This is a genomic window from Pseudomonas sp. AC193 (assembly GCF_979258075.1).
The window spans coordinates 2,397,170-2,418,196 of the sequence record NZ_OZ409832.1 but is presented as its reverse complement, the minus strand read 5'-3'; the positions used below and the strand labels follow the sequence as shown (position 1 = coordinate 2,418,196).

The 21,027-nt window shown below is 56.6% G+C and carries 17 protein-coding genes; 9 read left to right on the top strand and 8 right to left on the bottom strand.

Features of this window, described 5'->3' with window-relative positions:
• Nucleotides 1-400 precede the first annotated feature (400 nt).
• The 6 genes from betT to ACZZ0D_RS10970 all read left to right on the top strand — a co-directional run bounded on the left by betT (nt 401) and on the right by ACZZ0D_RS10970 (nt 11,051).
• Nucleotides 401-2,377: a choline BCCT transporter BetT gene (betT, locus tag ACZZ0D_RS10995; protein ID WP_463553227.1), complete on the top strand. Its 1,977-nt coding sequence runs from the start codon at nt 401-403 to the stop codon at nt 2,375-2,377.
• Between the two features lie 43 nt (nt 2,378-2,420).
• Entirely contained in the window at nt 2,421-5,288 is a 2,868-nt protein-coding gene (locus tag ACZZ0D_RS10990) for an HD domain-containing phosphohydrolase (RefSeq protein WP_463553226.1), read from the top strand.
• Nucleotides 5,289-5,516: 228 nt separating this feature from the next.
• Nucleotides 5,517-6,092, top strand: a complete 576-nt coding sequence (locus ACZZ0D_RS10985; RefSeq protein WP_053120062.1) for an RNA polymerase sigma factor — start codon at nt 5,517-5,519, stop codon at nt 6,090-6,092.
• Nucleotides 6,093-6,169: 77 nt separating this feature from the next.
• Nucleotides 6,170-6,793, top strand: a complete 624-nt coding sequence (locus ACZZ0D_RS10980; RefSeq protein WP_053120064.1) for a response regulator transcription factor — start codon at nt 6,170-6,172, stop codon at nt 6,791-6,793.
• Between the two features lie 106 nt (nt 6,794-6,899).
• Complete coding sequence (locus ACZZ0D_RS10975; RefSeq protein WP_463553225.1) at nt 6,900-10,445, top strand: transporter substrate-binding domain-containing protein; 3,546 nt, start codon at nt 6,900-6,902, stop codon at nt 10,443-10,445.
• 42 nt (nt 10,446-10,487) lie between these two features.
• On the top strand, nt 10,488-11,051 hold the full coding sequence (locus ACZZ0D_RS10970) for a hypothetical protein (RefSeq protein WP_463553224.1): 564 nt from the start codon (nt 10,488-10,490) through the stop codon (nt 11,049-11,051).
• 8 nt (nt 11,052-11,059) lie between these two features.
• Here ACZZ0D_RS10970 and ACZZ0D_RS10965 read toward each other — a convergent pair whose 3' ends face one another.
• Nucleotides 11,060-12,085 (bottom strand): hypothetical protein, encoded by a 1,026-nt coding sequence (locus tag ACZZ0D_RS10965; RefSeq protein WP_053120068.1) that lies wholly within the window; start codon nt 12,083-12,085, stop codon nt 11,060-11,062.
• A gap of 283 nt (nt 12,086-12,368) precedes the next feature.
• Here ACZZ0D_RS10965 and ACZZ0D_RS10960 point away from each other — a divergent pair, with 283 nt between their 5' ends.
• Nucleotides 12,369-13,079, top strand: a complete 711-nt coding sequence (locus ACZZ0D_RS10960; RefSeq protein ID WP_463553223.1) for a DUF5064 family protein — start codon at nt 12,369-12,371, stop codon at nt 13,077-13,079.
• 404 nt (nt 13,080-13,483) lie between these two features.
• On the opposite strand, the gene ACZZ0D_RS10955 is transcribed toward ACZZ0D_RS10960, so the two are convergent.
• The 5 genes from ACZZ0D_RS10955 to ACZZ0D_RS10935 form a co-directional block, all read right to left on the bottom strand.
• On the bottom strand, nt 13,484-14,065 hold the full coding sequence (locus tag ACZZ0D_RS10955) for a HupE/UreJ family protein (RefSeq protein ID WP_053120074.1): 582 nt from the start codon (nt 14,063-14,065) through the stop codon (nt 13,484-13,486).
• The gene (locus tag ACZZ0D_RS10950) at nt 14,062-14,922 is read right to left on the bottom strand and encodes a DUF4198 domain-containing protein (protein WP_463553222.1); all 861 of its coding nucleotides are present in this window, start codon (nt 14,920-14,922) and stop codon (nt 14,062-14,064) included. Before ACZZ0D_RS10950 ends, ACZZ0D_RS10955 begins: the two co-directional genes overlap by 4 nt.
• Nucleotides 14,923-15,009: 87 nt before the next feature.
• Nucleotides 15,010-16,071 carry a DUF4331 family protein gene (locus ACZZ0D_RS10945; RefSeq protein ID WP_463553221.1) on the bottom strand — a complete coding sequence of 354 codons (1,062 nt, stop codon included), beginning with the start codon at nt 16,069-16,071 and terminating at the stop codon, nt 15,010-15,012.
• Nucleotides 16,072-16,116: 45 nt separating this feature from the next.
• Entirely contained in the window at nt 16,117-16,815 is a 699-nt protein-coding gene (locus ACZZ0D_RS10940) for a cytochrome P460 family protein (RefSeq protein WP_463553220.1), read from the bottom strand.
• Between the two features lie 130 nt (nt 16,816-16,945).
• Entirely contained in the window at nt 16,946-17,278 is a 333-nt protein-coding gene (locus tag ACZZ0D_RS10935; protein ID WP_463553219.1) for a cupin domain-containing protein, read from the bottom strand.
• A gap of 220 nt (nt 17,279-17,498) precedes the next feature.
• Here ACZZ0D_RS10935 and ACZZ0D_RS10930 point away from each other — a divergent pair, with 220 nt between their 5' ends.
• A complete protein-coding gene (locus ACZZ0D_RS10930) occupies nt 17,499-18,290 on the top strand; it encodes a DUF2092 domain-containing protein (RefSeq protein WP_463553218.1) in 792 nt (263 codons plus the stop codon).
• Between the two features lies 1 nt (nt 18,291).
• A complete protein-coding gene (locus ACZZ0D_RS10925; protein ID WP_463553217.1) occupies nt 18,292-18,846 on the top strand; it encodes a hypothetical protein in 555 nt (184 codons plus the stop codon).
• Between the two features lie 7 nt (nt 18,847-18,853).
• Here the strand turns inward: ACZZ0D_RS10925 and ACZZ0D_RS10920 are convergent, their stop codons facing one another.
• Entirely contained in the window at nt 18,854-19,948 is a 1,095-nt protein-coding gene (locus ACZZ0D_RS10920; RefSeq protein ID WP_463553216.1) for an AraC family transcriptional regulator, read from the bottom strand.
• A complete protein-coding gene (gene qhpR / locus ACZZ0D_RS10915) occupies nt 19,945-20,979 on the bottom strand; it encodes an AraC-like transcriptional regulator QhpR (RefSeq protein WP_463553215.1) in 1,035 nt (344 codons plus the stop codon). The genes ACZZ0D_RS10920 and qhpR overlap by 4 nt, the downstream gene beginning before the upstream one ends.
• Nucleotides 20,980-21,027: the final 48 nt, after the last annotated feature.

Here is a 21,027-nt window from a genome sequence, read left to right as displayed (position 1 = left end):
GGTTATCTGAGTTCAAATTCAGGGAATAGGCAAATGCGATTAATAAAAAATGATCACCCAAGTTGGGTTTTTATGATCCTGTTATTCGCAGGACTTGTATTTGATGCAGTGCTTTTTTATCTGACAGCTTGAACATCGTTGTCGCGCTGATCGCGGGTGTATCTGTAGATCTGAAAACTTGACTGCCCATTTGGGGTGTCATCGGAAGTTTCCTACAGACTCTTACATACCTGTCCGCGTAAAAAACACACTTCCTGGCCCGGGACTGTGAGCCTTGGTGCTACCGCATAAGCCTTCTTGGTCGTGCGCGCACGTCTATCAGTCGCACCTCGTCAACCCGGCCGCTCTCCATTCCTGGAGGCGTACCCCATGCGCTTCCCCCAAGGAACGCTGTTGTTCAATGAAAAATGCTCCTGCTACTCGGACTACCCTCAACCCTCCGGTCTTCTATACCTCTGCGGCATTGACGCTGGCACTGGTCGCGTTCGCCGTGCTGGCTCCTCAATTGGCACAGGGGGTGTTCGACCAAGTGCAACGCTGGATCGTCGCCAACCTCAGTTGGTTCTATGTACTGGCCGTCGCGGTGGTGCTGATCAGCGTGCTGTTTCTGGCATTCGGACGCTTTGGTGATATTCGCCTGGGCCCTGATCACAGCCGCCCGGAATACAAAAGCGTGACTTGGTTCGCCATGCTGTTTTCCGCCGGGATGGGCATTGGCCTGATGTTTTTCGGCGTTGCCGAGCCGGTCATGCACTTCAGCAACCCGCCGATTGGTGATCCGGGCACCGTGCAGGCTGCGCGCGAGGCGATGAAAATCACCTTCTTCCATTGGGGGCTGCATGCCTGGGGCATTTATGCCGCCGTCGGTCTGGTGTTGGCCTACTTCAGCTTTCGTCATGGATTGCCGTTGACGCTGCGTTCGGCGCTTTACCCCTTGATCGGCGAGCGCATTCACGGGCCGATCGGCCATGCCGTCGATGTCTTTGCGATTCTGGGCACGGTATTCGGGGTTGCCACTTCGTTGGGTTATGGCGTTCTGCAGATCAACAGCGGTTTTCATCAGTTGTTCAATTTGCCCGTCAGCACCACCGTGCAGATCGGGTTGATTGTGTTGACGTGCGGCTTGGCGACTATTTCTGTCGCCAGCGGCCTCAATCGCGGGGTCAAGCTGTTGTCCGAGATCAATCTGGGGCTCGCGGTGATTCTGCTGGTATTTGTGCTGGTGCTGGGGCCAACGGTTTTTCTGCTGCAAGCCTACGTACAAAACACCGGAGCCTACCTCTCTGAAATCGTCGGCAAGACCTTCAATCTATATGCCTACAAGCCAACAGGCTGGATGGGCGGCTGGACGCTGCTGTATTGGGGTTGGTGGTTGTCGTGGTCGCCTTTTGTCGGCCTGTTCATCGCACGGATTTCCCGTGGCCGCACTATCCGCGAATTTGTCTGCGGCGTACTGCTGGTGCCGACAGGCTTCACGCTGTTGTGGATGACGGTATTTGGCGACAGTGCGATTCACCTGATTCTCAACAATGGCCTGACGCAACTGGCGGATACGGTCAATCAGGACAGCTCGTTGGCGCTGTTTGCGTTTCTCGAGCATTTCCCTTGGTCGCACGTGCTGTCGCTGATTGCAGTGGTGATGGTCATGGTGTTTTTTGTCACGTCGGCGGATTCCGGCGCATTGGTGGTGGATATGCTGGCATCGAAAACCCAACACAATTCGCCGATATGGCAGCGGATTTTCTGGTCCGTATTGATCGGGACTGTAGCGATTGCGTTGCTGCTGGCCGATGGCTTGAAAGCCTTGCAGACAGCGACGATCGCCAGCGCGTTACCTTTCGCGATTGTTCTGTTGCTGGCGCTGTGGGGGCTGTTCAAAGCATTGCGCGTAGACGCCGACAAACGTCAGCTGTCGCGTCAGCCTCTGCCGGGCATTCTCGGCAGTGCGAAAGAAGGGGTGTGGCAGCAACGCTTGCAGCGCTTGGTGCACTTTCCAGAACGCGAAGCGGTTGCCTTCTACCTACGCGATGTCGTCGCCCCGGCCTGCGAGGCGGTGGGTCGCGAAATGGAGCTGCGAGATGTCCGTGCGTCGGTGAGCAGCGCTGACAATGGTCGTGTTCGGCTGAACGTCAGTCTGGGGGATCAGACACCCTTTACCTACGAGGTGCGACTGCGCTCGGTGGCACTGCCGGTTTTCGCGCCCTCCAGCAATAACGATCAGATTCACACATCGCGTTATTTCCGTGCCGAAGTTTTTCTTCTCGAGGGCGGTCAAGGCTACTGCATGATGGGGTGGGCTCGCGAAGACGTTATCACTGACATCCTCAACCAGTATGAGCGGCACCTGCAGTTTCTGGGGACGCAGCAATGCGACTGAAACTTGCAGGCGAAGCGTTGATTGCGTTGCCGAGGCCACGTTGATGAAGGGTCATTTTTCCTTGCGCTGTGTGCTGATGCTGACCATCACAGTGCTGGTCGTCGCGACGGGGGCGAGCATCGCCGAGCTGACGTTTGAGCGCACGAAACGTCTGCTCAATGAACACGCACTGGAACATGCCTCGACTGTTGCCGAAGCGGCCACCCGAACGTTTGACAGTAGCCTGGGCCCGGCCCGCTCGGCGATTCGCCTGCTCGCACTCAGCTATCGCGGTGAAACGCTCAATGTTCAGACGTTTGAGCACTATCTGGAGTCCATGGCGGCGGTACTCAAAAGCTCGCCGGCCATCGACTCGGTATATATCGCTGACGAGCAGGGCAGTGAGTTGTACCTGCGCAAACGCCAGGGAGGCAGTGCATTGGTCACCGGCAGTGCGGGTTATGTGGCGTGGATCATTCAGCGTACCTCCACGAGAACCCGTGCCATGACCGTGTTTTACGATGATCGGCTGCAAATGATCAGCGGCAAAACGGATCAGGATCTGGCGAATTTCGACCCGAGATCGCGACCCTGGTATCAAGATGCGTTGACTCAACGAAAGTTGATCCGTACGCGGCCGTATGCGTTTTTCCCCAGTGGTGACATTGGCTCTACTCTGGCTATTGCCACTGAAAACGGGCGCGCGGTCGTCGGCATTGATTTACTGCATCACCAGATGGATGAGGTGCTCAGACGTTACCGGTTGACGCAAAGCACGGCTTTCGCGCTTTACAATACGGACGGCCAGGTGCTTGCCAGTGATCGCCCCGAGGTATTCGCTGGCGGTATCAAGCGCTCGCCGCTGGTGAGTGCGTTGGGCCATCCCGCGCTGGCGGCATTGGCGACGTTGCCCGCCGATTCTGCTTTCTCACCGCTGGGGGTGACGCGAGGCCAGCTGCAAATTGACGGCCAGCTCTGGCACCTGGAGCGCCGCCGTTTGCAGGTGGATTCGACCCAGCCTTTGTATCTGGGAATGGTCGCTCCCGACAATGAGCTGCTCGCCAAAGCCAACCAGTTGCGCGACGACGTTCTGCTGCAAACCTTGTTGATCCTTGCGTTGACATTGCCGTTTGCTTTCTGGCTTTCCGGTTATCTGGTCGCACCGATCACACAACTAACGCGCAACGCCAGGAATATGGGCGACTTCAACTACAGTGCCTGGCCGGTTACACGCAGCCGAATCAGTGAAGTCAATGAGTTGGGTGCAGCGCTTGAGCAGAATCGTTCGACGCAGGAGCGTTTTCTCGAACTCATCACGCAACTGAGCCAGGAAGCCGATTTTGTGCGGATGCTACCCACGTTGCTGCGCACCATCTGCAAGGCGAGCCAGGTGAACGGTGCGTTGCTGTGCATTCGTCCTGAGCCAGAGCAGGCATTGAGTGTCATGGCTGGACGTTGGGAGGAGTCCGAGTTGGACATAGCGGTGCTGGGCGATGCTATCGGCCAATTCAATCTTGAAGAAGCGCTGTTGGTCGGGGTGTGCCAGTCCCGCAAGGCTGATCCGAAGGCTTGTGCTGCGCTGGGGTTGCCGCCTGCGGCGACGCTGAGCGTGCCGTTGTTCACGCGTAACGATCATGAGGTGGGTGTCTTGCTGTTGTTCAGTCGCCAGGCATTGAGCGCTGACCAGATCCGCTTTGTCGAGGTGATATCGGGAATAGTCGCTGTCGCGCTTGAGGCGAGGGGGCTCATCGAGCGCCAGGCCGCATTGTTCGAGGCGTTCATTCAATTAATCGCCGGGGCGATCGACGCCAAGAGCCCATATACCGGTGAGCACTGCTCGCGGGTGCCGAAAATCGCGAAAATCATTGCTGAAGCTACTTGCGCTGAGACGCAAGGGCCCTATGCCCGTTTCCGCATGAGCGAAAGCGACCACCGTGCGCTGCATCTGGCTGCCTGGTTGCATGATTGCGGCAAGGTGACCACGCCTGAATACGTCGTGGACAAAGCGACAAAACTGGAAAGCCTGTATGACCGGATTCATGAAATCCGTACCCGTTTTGAAGTGCTCAAGCGTGATGCCAATATTGAGTATCTGCAGGATTGCCTGGCAGGCGGAGATGAAAAGGCCGCACGTGAGATCAGAAATAACCTGTGGCAGACGCTCGACGATGAATTTGCCTATATTGCGCGTTGCAATACCGGGCGGGAGTTCATGGACGAGGAGGGGCTGCACAAGCTGCGAGCCATTGGTTCGCGTCAGTGGTTGAGGACGCTGGATGACCGCCTGGGGATTTCCGGTGAGGAGCGTGTGCGCAAAGAGGCGCAGCCGATGCAGCCGTTGCCGTGTATGGAAAACTTGTTAGCCGATCGACCCGAGCAGCGTATTGCCCGCAATCCAAAGGAAAACCTCGATCCGCAGGGTGTCTGGGGGTTCAATATGAAAGTGCCCGAGTTGTTGTATGACCGCGGCGAGTTGAAAAATCTGTCGATTCAGCGGGGCACCCTCACAGCCGAGGAGAGGTACAAAATCAATGAGCACATTGTGCAGACCATCGTCATGCTCAATGCCTTGCCGTTTCCTCCAGAGTTGAGTCAGGTGCCTCAAATTGCCGGCGGCCATCACGAACGCATTGATGGCAAAGGTTATCCGCGAGGGTTGAGCGGGGATCAGTTGCTTCCGCAGACGCGGATGATGGCTCTGGCCGATGTATTCGAGGCGCTTACTGCACAGGATCGACCGTACAAGCCGAGCAAAACATTGTCGCAGGCCCTGCAAATCATGCGCGAAATGTGTGAGAACGGGCACCTGGACGCGGAGCTGTTTAACGTATTTCTGCGATCCGGCGCCTGTTTGAGTTATGCCAGTGATCACTTGCATCCCGATCAGGTGGATATCAGCTGCACTGACGTGTATCTGTGCGCCTCTGCGTGACATGTTGGCGCGTTAAGGTAAAAAATGGCGCTTAAAGGCGTTTTTTCAAAGACCCTTGTGTGTTCTCATTTAAATCGTCTGGCGCGTATTGCAAAGTCGTAAGGCAATCGCAGCTTAGATGAACTCATTGATTTAGGAAATTTCCTACACCGCTTGGTTTTTTTTATCGCTAATTTGAACGTGCTCTTCAAATTAAATAAGAAATAATCAAACCTTGCGGAATAATCTATGAGTGCAGAATGCAAGTTGTTGTCACGCCTGATTGAAGGGGATCAGTACGCATTCAACCAGTTTGTCAAACAGCACCAAAGCCGGATGGATGCGGCGGCCCGTGCGATAGTGGGGCCGGCACTTGCCGATGATGTCGTGCAAGACGCCTGGTTAAGTGTTTTTCGTAACATCAAGCACTTCGAAGGGCGAGCTAGTTTGCGTACATGGCTGTTGGTAATTACCGCCAATATGGCCAAGGCGCACCTTCGAAAGTCTCGCAAAGAAGTGTCTCGTCTTCCGCGCAACGGTTTGAAAGTAGTGTCTGCGGAAGAGCATGAAGAAAGCGGTGGCTGTTTGTTTTGGCACGACGAAACACCCGACGCAATTCTGGTGCGTGATCGAAAAGTCCAGGCGCTCGAGGCCTGCCTCCAAACCTTGCCCCGCCGTCAGCGTGAGGTCGTGAATCTCTATGACTATCAGGGCATGGGGATGAATGATATTGCCCATCGGCATGGCATTACACAGGGTAATGTCCGAGTGCTGCTCCATCGAGCGAGGACCACTCTTTTATCCAGTCTGGAACAGCGCGAGTGAACGAGCCAGCACATCCGCAAGCCTCTCGATGGGGCCACGTGGATGCCTCACTAGAGCCAATCGCTGGAGAGCCTTACATGTATAACGTTATTGTTGTAGACGACCATCCTTTTGTCCGCGCCAGTGTCAAGGCACTGCTCTCACAGGACGGCTTCGAAATCATCGGTGAAACCGGTAACGGCCAAGAAGCAATCAGGCTGGTGCGTGACCTGCAACCTGATCTGATTGTGCTGGATATCGGAATTCCTGACCTGGACGGTTTTGAGGTGATCAACCGGTTGTCGGTGCTCAGTCGCTCCGTGAAAGTGCTGGTGCTCAGTACTCAGTCTCCCGAACAGTTTTCAATTCGCTGCAAACATGCAGGCGCCGCGGGTTACGTGTGCAAAAACGACGAGTTGGCCGAATTGTCGAAAGCCGCGCGCGCGGTCATGAATGGTTATACCTATTTTCCCAATATCGCATTCAGTTCCGTGCGCAAACATGATGACATTGATGAAAAGCAGCGGCTTGAATCGGTGTCCGATCGCGAAATGCTTGTGTTGCAGCAGTTGGCCAAAGGCTTCAGTAACAAACAGATCGCCGACACGATGTTTCTCAGCAACAAAACCATCAGCACTTACAAAACCCGGCTTCTTGAAAAACTCGAGTTAAAATCAGTTGTGGAACTCGCCGATCTGGCAAAACGCAACGGCTTGATTTAACTCAAGAGCGCCTGGGCTGATGAGAGCAATTCTTTTACCCATCTTCGTGACGGTCCAGCTGTTCATTGGTTGCATGGGGCTGTGCCAGGCAGCAAGTAACGACAATATGCGTTTGTTCGGTCGTTCACTCGTGACGGGTTATCAGGTCGACCTCAGTGAGGCTGATCAGCGCTGGCTGACCGACAAGCGTGTCCTGCGCATTGGCGTTTCCCTGCCTGATTACCCTCCGCTGGACATCATTGCCAATAATCGTGATTACGAGGGCATTACCGCAGACTACGCCAGTCTGCTGGAGCAGTTGCTCGGTGTGCGGGTCGAAGTCAAAGGATACCTTTCTCGCCGTGAGGCAATTGAAGCGCTCAAACTCGGTGAAATCGATCTGTTGGGTTCTTCCAATGACTACGACATTGCGGACCCCGCACTGGTGTTGTCCGAACCGTATGCCACTGACCAACCGACACTGGTGACGCGAATCGGTGAAGACGTCACGTATCCGGTCGATCTGGCAGGTGTTCGGGTAGCTACTGTTTATCACTATCTCCCCGAGGCGGCCATCAACAAGGTTTACCCGGGCGCCAGGCTTCAGCTGTACCCTTCGACACTGAGCGCCATGGGCGCCGTGGCGTTCGGTCAGGCGGACGTGTTTCTGGGGAATGCCATCGGTGCCAACTACCTGGTCAACCGCAACTATCGGGGCATCGTCCGGCTGGTCAATTTTGCCCATCTCGATACCGCCAGTTTCTCTTTTGCACTGGTTAAACAGAACCCCACCTTGCTGCGTCTGGTCAATCGGGCGCTGGACGCCATACCCAAAGGCGAACGGATGACCATCCTGCAGCGCTGGGGGGCCGATGAGATCAGCATTCCCGGCGAGCACCGCTTGCAGCTCAGCACAACCGAGCAGCAATGGCTATCGCGGCATCCCACCGTCCGTGTGTTGATTGATGACAGCCTGCTGCCGTTCACCTATCTCGATGAGCAAAACCGCTTTCGGGGACTCAGCGCCGATGTCCTGGATAACGTCAGTCAGCGCACCGGGCTGAAGTTTGAAATAAAGACTGTCCATTCACGGGAAGATCAGGTGGCGGCATTGAATCGTGGTGACGCAGATATGCTCGCCGCGTTCTCCTCCGGGCAGGATCAGGGCCTCGGTTTGAGCTTTACTCGGCCGTATTTCACGACGTCCTTCGTATTGCTCACAAAAAATTCTGTCAGCAGCCCCGGCACGCTTGATCAACTGGCGGGACAAACCGTGGCCTTCACCGATGATCGTTACCTGCGAAGCTTTTTGACCGAGCACTATCCGGCGATTCACATTGTCGAGACCGACAACGCCACCCAGGCGTTGGCGATGGTTGCCAATGGGCAGGCGCAGGCGGCCATCAGTTCATTGATCAGCGCCCGTTATCTATTGTCCCGGGACTTCAAGGAACGGCTCAAGATCACGTCGACGGTGGGGACTTCTCGCTCGCAGATCGCGTTTGCGACTATCCCCGACGAGCTTGAACTCAACTCGATTCTCAATAAAGCCTTGCTGAGTATTCCACCCGGTGAAATGGATACGTTGGCAGAGCGTTGGCGCTCCGAACTGGTGTTTCAGGATGGCTACTGGTTACGTTATCGCGGGCTGATCATTCAGGGTTTTATCGTCGCCGGCATTTTGTTGATTGTGGCCATCACCTGGATTACCTATCTTAAACGTCTGGTGTATCGGCGCGAGCAAGCGGAGCGAGCGCTCAGCGATCAGATGGAATTCATGCGGGTATTGATCGACGAAACACCCCATCCGATTTATGTGCGGGATCGAGCGGGCAAGCTGATTTCCTGCAACGCCAGTTATCTGGAAGTGTTTGGTCGGGACATGGAAAGTCTTCTCGGCAAACGCCTGGTTGAGGGTTCTGAGCTAAGCCCTGCTGAGGCTCTGGAGTTCGATAAATCCTATCAGCAGGTAATGAGGCACGGTCGAGCGGTTATCGGTGACCGTCTACTGACCTTGGCCAATGGCAAGACGCGGACGATTTATCACTGGGCGCTGCCTTATCGCGGCAGCAACGGCATGGTCAGTGGTTTAATCGCTGGCTGGATTGACGTCAGTGACCGTCAGCGCCTGCTAGATGAACTCAAGGAATCCAAAGAAGAGGCAGAAAACGCCAACCGCGCCAAGACGACGTTTCTCGCCACCATGAGCCATGAGATCCGCACGCCGATGAACGCGGTGATCGGCATGCTCGAACTGGCCATGAAGAAGGGTGACCAGGGCATCATGGACAGACTGGCATTGGACGTCGCGTCCGGCGCCGCACGGGATCTGCTGGACTTGATCGGTGGCATTCTCGATATCGCCCGTATTGAAGCCGGCAAGCTGACCCTGACTCCGGAGCGCGCGCGGGTGCGCAGTCTGATCGAGTCCACCGTCCGTATCTTCGAGGGGCTGGCACAACAAAAAGGCATTGCGCTGGTGCTGGAAGTGCAGGAAGTCAGTCGAGACGACGCACTGGTTGACCCGCTTCGTCTGAAGCAGGTGCTGTCCAACTTGATCGGCAATGCCATCAAATTTACGGTAAGGGGTGAAGTACGCGTCAGCTATCGCAGTCGCCAGTCAGAGGATGGCCAGCGTTTGCGGGTCGAATTCGACGTGACTGACAGCGGCATTGGTATCTCGGATGAAGATCAGATGCGTTTGTTCACGCCGTTTTCCCAGGCGCGAGGCAATCGCAATGCGGCGCGTACAGGTTCCGGACTCGGCCTTGTGATCTCACGATCATTGTGCGAAATGATGGGGGGCACACTGACGCTCACCAGCCAAGTCGGCAAAGGCACCCGCGTGAGCGCTCTGTTGGAATTTCCGCTGCTCGAGCCTGCAGATGATCCTGGTGTCGAACAAGTGATTTCAGTCCCGGCGGGCGCGCGATTACGGGTGCTGGTGGTCGATGATTACCCGGTCAATCGCATGTTGCTGTCCCAACAACTGGAATATCTCGGGCACCGGGTCGAGGAAGCCGTCGATGGCGTTCACGGTTTGCAAGTCTGGGGGCGCAAGCAGTTCGATGTGGTGATTACCGACTGCCATATGCCCAGAATGACCGGTTATGAGTTGGCCAGCGCCATACGGGAAGACGAAAAGGACCGGAACGTCAAAGCCTGTCTGTTACTGGGCTTTACCGCCAATGCGCTGCCTGAGGAGCGTCAGCGTTGCCTTGCCGCCGGCATGGATGGGTGCCTGTTCAAGCCGATTACCCTGCATGACTTGCAGCAACGTTTGAGCGGAGTCGAACCGCCTCGGCAAGTCCCGCCATTGGATGATGGCGAAGATGGACACGAAGAAGGTGACTGGGGCGCACTGCTGAAACTCACCGGCGGCAACAAACAAGTGGCGCGCGGGTTGTTGATTGATCTGGCGCGGAGCAACAAAGAGGATCTGGCACTGCTGGAAACTTTGCAGGAGCCAATGGACGCCAGCGCTTTGAAAGATTTGGCTCACCGAGTGAAGGGTGGCGCACGGATCATCAAGGCATCGCGGCTGATGGAGGCATGCGAGTCACTGGAGTTTGCCAGTATCAACGGTGAGCGCGATCAGGTGACCCAGGCTGCTGCCGGACTGGCTCAGGCCATGACGCAATTGCGCGAAAACCTCGATCGACAGATTGGCTAAGTCAATGGCTGGCGTGTAGGGTCGCCCGTTGTGATGAATGGGATGCGCACCCTTTCGAGCATCAGAAACAGCAATTACAGGAGAGAACATCAATATGGAATATCGCAGGCATTGGTTTTGAAAACAGCTCGAATACTCGCCTCGTTGATTTTTTTGCTATTGACTGGCTGTGGTGGCGACCCGGATTTCGATTACAACGAAAAGGTCATGACGCAATATCTTTCGCACCGGGACAAGGTGCAGGAAGTGCAGCAGAGAGTCCAAAGCGGGGAACTTACTTTCGATTATTATTCGATGAAATACCGGACGATGCAGCGCCTGAGCGACGCAGCGCGAGCAGCCATGATGGATATCGATAACATTCCCCACAGTGCGCATGCCAACGCGTTTTCCCTGGCGCTGGTGCGCTACTACGAGACGGAAGCTGCCTACTATTTGTGGGTGAAGCGCTACATCCAGAAGAAGGGCAATTTCGATGGTGTGGCATTGCTGACAAGGATCAACGCGTCCCACGCAAAACTCCTGCAGCTCTCGCGTCAGGTTTATGTGACGCAACTTGAGTTTTTCAAATCGGCGGGAATAGCGTTTGCCGAGCGAGGCGCCTGAACCGGCTCTCACGCTTTCACTTTTTGCGCCAGTGCATGGTTGAGTGCTTTGAGTACGGGTTTGGCGCCTTCCACTTTCAGGCGCGCTTGAAACACTTTGCGCACCGCTTCGCCGTTATGGGCGAGCACTTTGACCGCGCGCGTGCGCTCGCTTTCTGTACCGTGGTTCATGAGCTGGCGCAGATGCGGAAGCTTGTTCGGCAGGGGCAGGGCGATGACTTGGGGCGCGGCGACAACGCGTACGCGACGATCGCCCACCACGGCAAGCTGTACCATGACGTCGGCGTAGGTCTGGGCCAGAGCCGGGTGCATTTCAAACACCTTGAGCAATGACAAACGTCCGCTGATCGAGAGCTCATTGATCAGGCAACGGGTCATGGCCGGGTTTTCCAGCAGAAATTCGGCAAGGTCAGGCCATTCGAGCAGGGCATCGAAGTCACGCCAGTACAGATTGTCCCGGCGTTCGAGCATCAGCAGCAGGGCGTACAAAGGTGACATGTCGTCTGCAGCCAGAATCTGGCAGAGCAGATTAAAGTTCCAGTTCGCTGGCATGCGTGTGCGGCAATGTCCTTTCAGATCCGTGCAAGTGTTGCTCAGGGCATCAATCGCCAGATAAAGGAACCATTCAGGTATCTGCGCGATACGGCGCAAATGCGTGCCTTGGCACGCAGCCTCCATGACTTTTCCCAGACGTACCAGTTTCGCGGCGTGTTCTTCGTTGCCAAGTGCGTACATCTGCGCGCGCGCGTTGGCGGCAGCTTGCAGGCGTTGCTGATGCCGCTGAGCGTAAACATGCGGTGAGCGCCACCAGTTGGAAATATTGGGCTGGCAGAGGATCGCGTTGGCGGCTTCGGCATCTGCCTGGCGAAGAGCGGTCAGCACATCGTCGGCTTCCCCGGTGATGACATAGAGGGTGGCGTGCAATGCCAGTCCAGGGCACAACAGGTCGAATACCTCAAGGCTGCGCACGGTTTGCTCGGCGAATGGGCAGGTCAGGTTGGCGGTGTTCAGGTTTTGCAAAGAGGTGTGCGGCATGAAGAACTCGCGGACAAATCGAGTCAGTGTCCAAGGGTTGCTCGATTTTCAATGTAGGAAATGTCTGTTTTTTGCCTTTTTGAGTGCGGTGATGATCTATGAACAAAATCGGCAAAATAGGAAATTTCCTACAGATTGAGGCCGTCGTTTTGTTTAGCTTTCAGGGTCTACGCCTGTCGAGCCAGGCGTAGACCTCTCTTTTCAACCTCCCTTCGGGAGGTTTTTTTTGAACAGCACTTTTATCACCGCCAGTCGTACCCGGCGGAGCAAAAGGAAAATCACCATGCGTGTTGAACCAGGCTACCTACGTCATCGCAGTCGCCCTGATCAGTCCCCCGTATTCTCCATCGACGTTGCATACGAGGTTGTCCGTGAGCATGAGAACGATCCATTCCTGCACCTGACCGTGCGCAGTGAAGTGGCGGGAAAAATTACCCATGACGAGTGCAAACTCAGTCGGGAGTCCTCACCATGTGTGGCCAAAATCATCAACTTCATCGGCCGCAACCGTGGGCTTGCCGACGCTGACCTGCTGACGGCAGAGCACCCGGACGTAATCCGCGCCAACGCCGATGTCGATGAGCGTTTTGCGGCCCATCGCCGTGCCTTCGAATCGAGTTGCTCGGCTTACGACAGCTTCGTGCCGGGGCGCCTGCACCGTGCAAACAAGAACCCTCTGGATGGTCAGCCGCCGTATTGCGTCGACCTGCATTACAGCATCGTGCACGACCCTAAAGAAGGTTCGGTGGTGCAGATGCGTCTGGTGGGCGAAGTGGCGGGCAAACGTTTTGAAGAGTCCTTCAGCCTGCCTCGCAGCAGCGCCTACAATTTCGGCAGCGTGGCGACACGCCTGGCACACAAACACGGCATGTCCCGCGATAACGGCCTGATCAAGTACAACCACAAACTGTACGACCTGATGTACGCCGACATCCGCGACCGCCTGACCTCGTGCAGCGAAGACTCCGGGCAATGTGATCTCAAGTCCCGCTGAAAACCAACGCTCAAAGTCGCTACAAAAAATGTAGGAGCGCGCCTGCTCGCGATGGCGGTGTGTCAGCCAAAGTTTCATCGACTGTTCCACTGCTTTCGCGAGCAAGCCCGCTCCCACATTTGGCTGTGGTTGTCTGCAGGATTTGTGGGTGGCGCTGAACCTTGTGGGAGCGGGCGTGCTCGCGAAAGCGTTAAACCAGCCACAACTGTGTCAACTGACACAATATTTTCGCGAGCAAGCCTGCTCCCACATTTGGCTGTGGTTGTCTGCAGGATTTGTGGGCGGCGCTGAACCTTGTGGGAGCGGGCTTGCTCGCGAAAGCGGTAAACCAGCCACATCTGCGTCAACTGACAAAATGCTTTAGCGAGCAAGCCTGCTCCCACAATGGATCTCTGCAAAAACCGCTACAACGTGGCCAGCAACCAGGCGCCAGCCGCCGCGCAGGCAAAGCCCATGATCTGAAGCATCCGTGCGCCGGCGTTCAGTTTGAGCATCAGCCAGGCACCCACGGCGCCGATGACGTGCAGGCTGGCGGTGGTGAGAAGGAAACCGCTGGCGTACGCCACCTTGTCATCCATCACCGGCACTTCATAACCATGGGCATAGCCATGGAAAATGCCGAAGACACCAACGCCGAGCGCTGCGACCGGCACGGCGAAGGTCTTTCGCAGGCCGATGGCCAAACCGAGTAACACCACTGACAACGAAACGCCGATCTCGCTGCCCGGCAGATCAAACTGATCGAACCCCAACAGCCCGCCGAGCAACATGCAGCAGACGAACGCACTCGGCACGATCCAGATCGCTCTGCCGCCCATCTGGCAGCTCCATGCGCCAACGGCAATCATCGCCAGCAAGTGGTCGAGTCCGGACAATGGATGCAACCACCCGGCAGATCCGCCGCTGTGCGCTTGCGCCAGCTCACTGGCCATTACCCCTGCCAGTAACAGCGGCAGGCTGACAAATCGTTTGATTGGCGAGTTCATTGCGATGGGCTCCGGTCTTTAGAGGAAATGTTCACGGTCAACGAGGCCCAGAGACTTACCCAATCAACACCATCCTCACCACTGGGCTCCATGTGTACGGTGCTGAACAGCCACAAGCCCGGATCAGTAAGTGGCAGCGCGACGCGACCGTGCTCATCGCTGATGGCCATGACTTCTTTCACCGGGTCGGCCTTGAGCTGTGCCTTGACCAGGTTGCCCGCCAACGGTTCGCCGTTGAAAAAAAGCTGAAGGTGGAACTCATCGCCGGCCTGGAATTTCAGTGGATCGGTGTGCGCAACGAATTCGAGCGGCATGTCCATGACGCGATCAAAGCCATCGCTGCGACCGCCGACTAACACGATGCTTTTTGCGCAGCGCGAATACTGTTCGCGGCCAGGCGTTTGCATCAGGTCATAACGCTTGCGCAGTGCCAGCACATTGCTCAAGCCTTCTTCTTCCAGATACTCATTGAACTCAACGGCTGACAAATTGATGCGCGTGCTGTTGGTGCGCATGGCCACGACCGTCGCGCCAGCTGCGCGGGTCTGCAAATGCCCGACCGCAAGCGCGCCGTCGCGACCCTCGACTTTGCGCACGCCCTTGGCATCCTTGGCGATAAACCAGTCCACCAGGTTATTCAAGCGCGGGCTCTGCACACCGGGCCAGGTGGGGCCGATCCGCAGCTCGAACACGACCTTTTTATCAACTGCGGTCACGCCATCGTGGGGCACAAGCCAGAACTCATGGGCTGAGGCGAGTGGCGCGAGCAACATCAGGGCGCAAATGCGCGCAGTGCGGGTGAGGGTTGCGACCGTGCGAGCGGTTTTTTTTGCGGGAGGCGTTAGGTCGGTTTTCATCTTTAAGGACAATGGTCTGATCCCGTCCGGGTTGAAAAAGAGGAGGGCATAAGCCCCCCTCCGTTTGTCATTGCACGACGTCAGCGATTACTTGAGTTCTGCCGGCATGAGGTACGGGAAGGTCGTGGTGTGCAGCTTCGGATTGGCGATCTTCTGATCGGTCGGGGTACCCAGCACCATGGACAGGATGGTGCTCATGGCATCGTCGTCCAGCGCGCGACCGTTACGCTCGTCAACGGTGTACTTGGCGGCGCTGCCGACCTTGTAGGTCAACACGTCAGGGATCAACTTGTCAGCGACAGTGTCACCGTACTGCTGTGGATCCTGCTGGGTCTTGGCCAGGGCCGAAGCGCGGGCAATGCGAGCGGAGACCAGCGCCTTGATAGGGTTATCCGTGTCAGGACGGCTTTGGTCGTGCTCTGCCTTCAACGCCGCGTTTTCGAACAGCGTGATGTGCGAGAGCAACGGGTTGGCCGAGTACTGCACCTGCGTCCAGGTGCCTTTGTTGTCCACTGCAGTGGTCATAAAGGTGCGGATGGTCTTGCCGAGCATCGAGTTCGGTACTTCCAGCACGATGGCTGCGGCTTTGCGACCGAGGAAAATGCTTTTGCCCTGGGCTTGTGCCCAGATGGACGCGTCGTACGGCTTACCGGCGTTCAACTGTGCACGCATCAACCCCAGGCTGGTGGAGTTACCGAAGAACGGATCTTTGACCACGCCGGCCCAGGCTTTCACGCCCTTGGCCAGTTCGCTGGTTTTACCCAATTCGCCGGTGCCGATTTTCGCGCCTTTGGCACCGACGGCAGCGTTAGGCAATTGCGACTCGTACACGGTGAACTTGTTATCGCTGCTGAACGACAGGCTGAAGGTATGCCCGGTTTTATAAGTTGCGTCATCGGCGACGTGAATGTTGTACAGCGCATCGGTCGCGAACACCCCGTTCGGGCCGGTTTTTGCCGCGGAGTTCAGGGTCATGATGAAGACGGTGTGATCCGCCTTCGGTGACGCAAATACATAGTTATCGAGTTGGTTAAGGGCCGGGGTCTTTTGCACGATCACCGATTCAAAGTGATGACTGGCCATTGCCGGGGCACTGACCAGGCAGGCAGCCGAAAACGCGAAAGCAAATTTCGAGATTGAGTAGTTCATTGGAAATTCCTGAAAAGGTATAAATCCGAGAGGTAACTTCTGCGGTTATTGCTGCAAGCCCAGGTGCAAGTCGCTGAAGACGAAGTCTTTGTCAGCGCGATTGGCTACGTGGCAACCTGAACACTGTTCCATCGGGCGCAGTTCTGCGGTTTTCGGATAAGGCGTGCCTTTAACAGGACCAAAGCCGAAGTAGCCCCAATTGCCAGGTGCCTTGGGAAAGCGTTTGGCATCCTTGACCATGTAACCGGCGCCGAAGTAATACGCCTCGAATACACCGGTGCCGTGGGTGGTTTTGCATTCACCGGTGACTTTGTCGCAGCTCTCGATGTCCTGCGGCCATTTCTGGCCTTTGTTCTTGGTGCAGACGCCAGATTTGTCGTCGCATTCGTCGCCCAGGCTCGATGCGGTGAAGTCCTTGACGAACTGGGTGCCGTCAGGCCACTTGCCGGTTTTTTTGTACGCTGCCAGCGCCGAAGGCTCGACGTAGGTGTTACCGAACTGTGCACCCTCGATCACGCTACCATCGAGAATCGTGGTTTTACCCGGCTCCTTGAAGTACGTGCCGATGTGCGTCCAGCTGCGATAGCCTTCCGGCAATTTGACGACGGTATTACTTTCAAATTTAGCTTTGGCGCTGGCCTCTACACCTTCAGCCGCCGTAGCGATCGAACTGCCCGTGGTAACGGCAATGGCAAGTAAACAGGCACTTAAGTTGAACAGACCAACTCCGGTTTTTTTAAACACGCTGACATTCCTTTTTTTTTGAATGAGTCAGCGTGATGGATGCCCGAAAGTTTGAGCTGTTACAGAAAACGCCAGTTAATTTGACTGTTTGATCACACATGGCCGCACCGTTCACGTACTTGATCTGCCGTTACTCGGTTTGCGCGAACTTCTCGATCAGATCCTTGCGTGGTGGCGTCCAGGTGGAAATCATCTCGCCCACCGGCGTCAGGCAGCGCATGTCGTGTTCGACATTTGGAGCGACACACACCGCTTGCCCGGCATACACCGGGAACTGTTCGGCACCATTGGTAGCGATGAATTCGCCGTTGATCACCACGTTCACTTCTTCATTGGAGTGATGGTGGGTGCTGCCAAAACCCTTGCCGGTGAACCAGAACCGCGCGGACATCATTTGCTCGGTGATGTTGATGATTTGCATGGTCACGTCGTCGTTCAGTTTTACTTTCTTGTAAGTTTTCATCGGTTACGCCTTGGTGTGATTGGAACTTGCCTAGAGTTTTTTCGAGCGCTTGATGTTACAGGCGAGGCATTTTTGGCCGCGCGGAACCGGCCATTGGCGCACTTGAGGATGGCGGTCTAGGCTGATCTTTCAGGCACGCGGGCCTCGGCCGGAAAAGCCTGAAATCGCCGTCTGAAAATCTTCCAGGAGCGAAGGCCCTTGCGGGCCAGGAGTGGGATCCATGAAAGCCGCAACACCTGTTTTGTGCGTGTGTTTCAGCCTGTTCCTGACCTCGGTCGCGTATGCCGACGATCCACCGGCTGCCGCCGACAATCCACCGGCCGCTGCCGACAACACGCCGGTCAACCCGCAAGTGGTCGACAAGCTCATCGACATGGGCAATTACCTGCGCGCTTTGCCGAAGTTTCAGGTCGATGCGCAAATCTCCCGTGACACCGTTCTGGAGTCCGGTCAGAAGATCAAGACCGAGTCGGCCAACACCCTTAAAGTCCTCGATCACAACCGGCTGTATGCCAAATCAGAAGGCGATGTGCGCACGCGGGAGCTGTTTTACAACGGCAAAAAACTCACGCAGTACGCGCCTTACCTCAAGTACTACACGACGGTCGATGCACCGCCGACAGTAGGTGAAGCCCTGCACCGATTCGAAAACTTCTACGGCATTCAGGTGCCGATGGAAGATCTGTTTCTGTTCGGCAGCGATCAGGCGCAGATCGATGCGCTCAAAGAGGCGGCGTATGTCGGGCCCTCGACCATCAACGGTCAGCTCTGTGACCATTTGGCGTTTCGTCAGGAGGGTGTCGACTGGCAGTTGTGGATCACCCGTTCGGAGAAACCGCTGCCGTGCAAACTGGTGATCACTACCACCGATGTGGCGAGTTTTCCCGAGTACAGCGCGGTGTATCGCTGGAACCTGAAACCGGAACTCAAGGACGCCATTTTTACCTTCAAGCCGGGCAAGGGCGACGTGGCGATCCCTTTGAAAGAAGTCGCTGCACAGGGAGGCAAATGACATGAACGGCACACTGACCTGGAGTTTGTTGTTCTCATTTGCCACCGCTTCGGTGCTGACCATAAGCCTGATCAGCGAAGCCGACGCCAGACCGCAACGCGCCCAAGGGCATGCCCGCGCCTCGGTTAATCGGCCACCACCGCCGCATGCGCCACGCGCGCAACGAGTCAATGCACCACAGCGCGCCAATCATGTGAGTGCCAATAACCGGGTGAACGCCGGCAACCGCGTCAATTCCAACAATCGCAACTACGTCAACAACAGCCGGCACAACGTCAACATCGACAACCATCGTGACGTTGATATCGATGTCGACGGGCGCGGTCGCTATGGCTACGACGATCACTACCACCCGATTGGCACCGCCGTCGCGGTGGGTGCGACCGTCGCGGTAACGTCGGCGGTCATCGGCGCGATCCTCACCCCGGCACAGATGCCCAGCAGTTGTGTGCAGGTGATGCGTTACAACACGATGTATATGCAATGCGGCTCAACCTGGTACCAGCCGCAGTACCAGGGCAGTGACGTCACGTACATCGTGGTCAACGCGCCGTGATCGCGGTTTAGCGCAGCACTCGTAAGCGCCGCAGCAGGCGCGGTTGATGCTCGGGACAATGACGCTTCTGCCACTCGCGGGGCGTCATCGAGAACCAGCGCTGGAACGCTCGACAGAATGCACTGAGGTCTGAGTAGCCGAGTAAATCGGCCATTTGTGCGGTGCTGATCAGCGGGTCTTCGAGGTATTCGCAGGCCATGATCTGGCGGGTTTTGTCGAGCAGATCCTGAAAGGATTTTCCCTCCTGAGCCAGACGCCGTTGCAAGGTGCGGGAATTGATCGCCATGCAGTCGGCGACTTTCTCGATGGTCACGCGGCCGCTGGGCAGCATGTTGCGCAGCAATTGGCGGACGAAGCTGGGCATTTCGTCAGCCGACAGGCGCTCCATGTTGTGGACATGCGCAGTCAACAACTGGTGCAAGGTCTCGTTAGCCGAACCCAGCGGCTGAGCGAGCACCGCCGCCGGAAACACCAACCCGTGGCAAGCGGTGTTAAACGTCGGATTGCATGCCAGCGTGCGGCGATAGACAGTCGGATCCGTCAGCGGTGCGTGGCGCAACAATATCGCTGAAGGTAACCAGTTACCGCCGACCAGCGTGCGCATCAGTTGCATGCCAACGCCGATGGCCAGTTCCTCAGCCTGGCCAATACCGGGCAAGTCACGCTCATAAATGTGGTAACTGAGCACCGCCACCTCATCGTCGACCGCCAGCGCGACGTGAGCCGCCGCGTTGTGCAGGGCAAAGTTTTCCTTCAGTTCGATCAGCGCGTCACCCACTGTTCGGGCGTTGCGGATGAGGTAGAGCAGGGGGCCGAAGATACTCACGCCCTGATGCAGGCCGTATTGCAGACCGAACAGCGGATTGGCGGACTGCCACGTACACAATTCCAGCAGCGCGCAAAATCGTCGATAGGCAAGAATGCCCTCCTGGCGCCGCAGCAGTTCCACCGGCAGCGACGCACGGCGCAGCATCTCGGCCGGGTTAATCCCCTGCAACAGCGTAAATTCTTCAAAGCACGAGAGCGTCAGCGCCCGAACGAAAGGGCTTACCGCGCAGGGGGTCGGGCTGTCGAGCGGTACTGCCGGCAACTCATTGCTCATCGGTTTTCCCCGCTCGGGTTGACGGCTTGCGCTTCGAGATAGCGACGCTTCCACACGCGTGGGCTGACACCGTTCCAGCGTGCGAACGCACGGGAAAAAGCACTCAAGTCGCCATAGCCGAGCAGGGTGGCGAGTTGAGTGAGGCTGATCGATGTGTCGCAAATATAGCGGGTGGACATCGACTGTCGGGTCTTGTCCAGCAGCTCTTGAAAACCGGTATTTTCATCCATGAGATAACGCTGCAGCGTGCGCGGGCTGATCATCATGTATTGCGCGACATCCTCAAGGGTGGCTTTGCCCGAGGGCAACATCGTACGCAGAACCTTTTGCACGTAGCCGGGCAATTCTTGCAGGGTCAATTGGGAGATGTCCTCGACATGCCGGCGCACCAGTTGCTGCAAGCCTTCATCGGCATCGCTCAATGGCGCGCAAAGCAATGCCGCGTCGAAAATCCAGGCGTTGCTGTCGCTGTTGAAGCGTGGATTGATGCCCAGCAGGCGTCGGTAATCGCTCGACGGCACCGATGAGACGTGACGCATCAGCAATGCACTGGGCCGCCAGCGTCGTCCCAACAAGCTCTGCATCAAATGACTACCGACGGCGAGGGCCAGTTCGACATCATGACGGACCGACGCGGCCTGGCCGTCGGTGACTTCGTAGGAAAGCCGGGCGTTGTCGCCCTGAATATCGAGGTGAATGACGGCGCCACTGCTGTGGACATGAAAGTACTCACGCAGGGCTTTCAACGCCGCACCGACTGTTTTGCCGCTCTGGATGACGTACAGCAAGCTGCCGAGGACCTCGGCGCCCTGATGCAAACCCATTTGCAGGCCAAACAGCGGGTTATCCGAGTGTCGCGCCGATTGTTCGAGCAGGGCGGTATAGCGTGAATATGTGATCAATTCATCGTGCTGGTCGGGCGTGTCTGCCCGCAGGCCGGCCTGCTCAAGCAGGCCGCGTGCGTCCAGGCCCTGGCTTGCAGCGAATTCGTTGTAGCCCAACAGGGCAATGCCGCGGACGATCGAAGTCATGAACGCAACCTATAGAAGGCAAGGCGATATTGTCGTTATGTGTGCCTT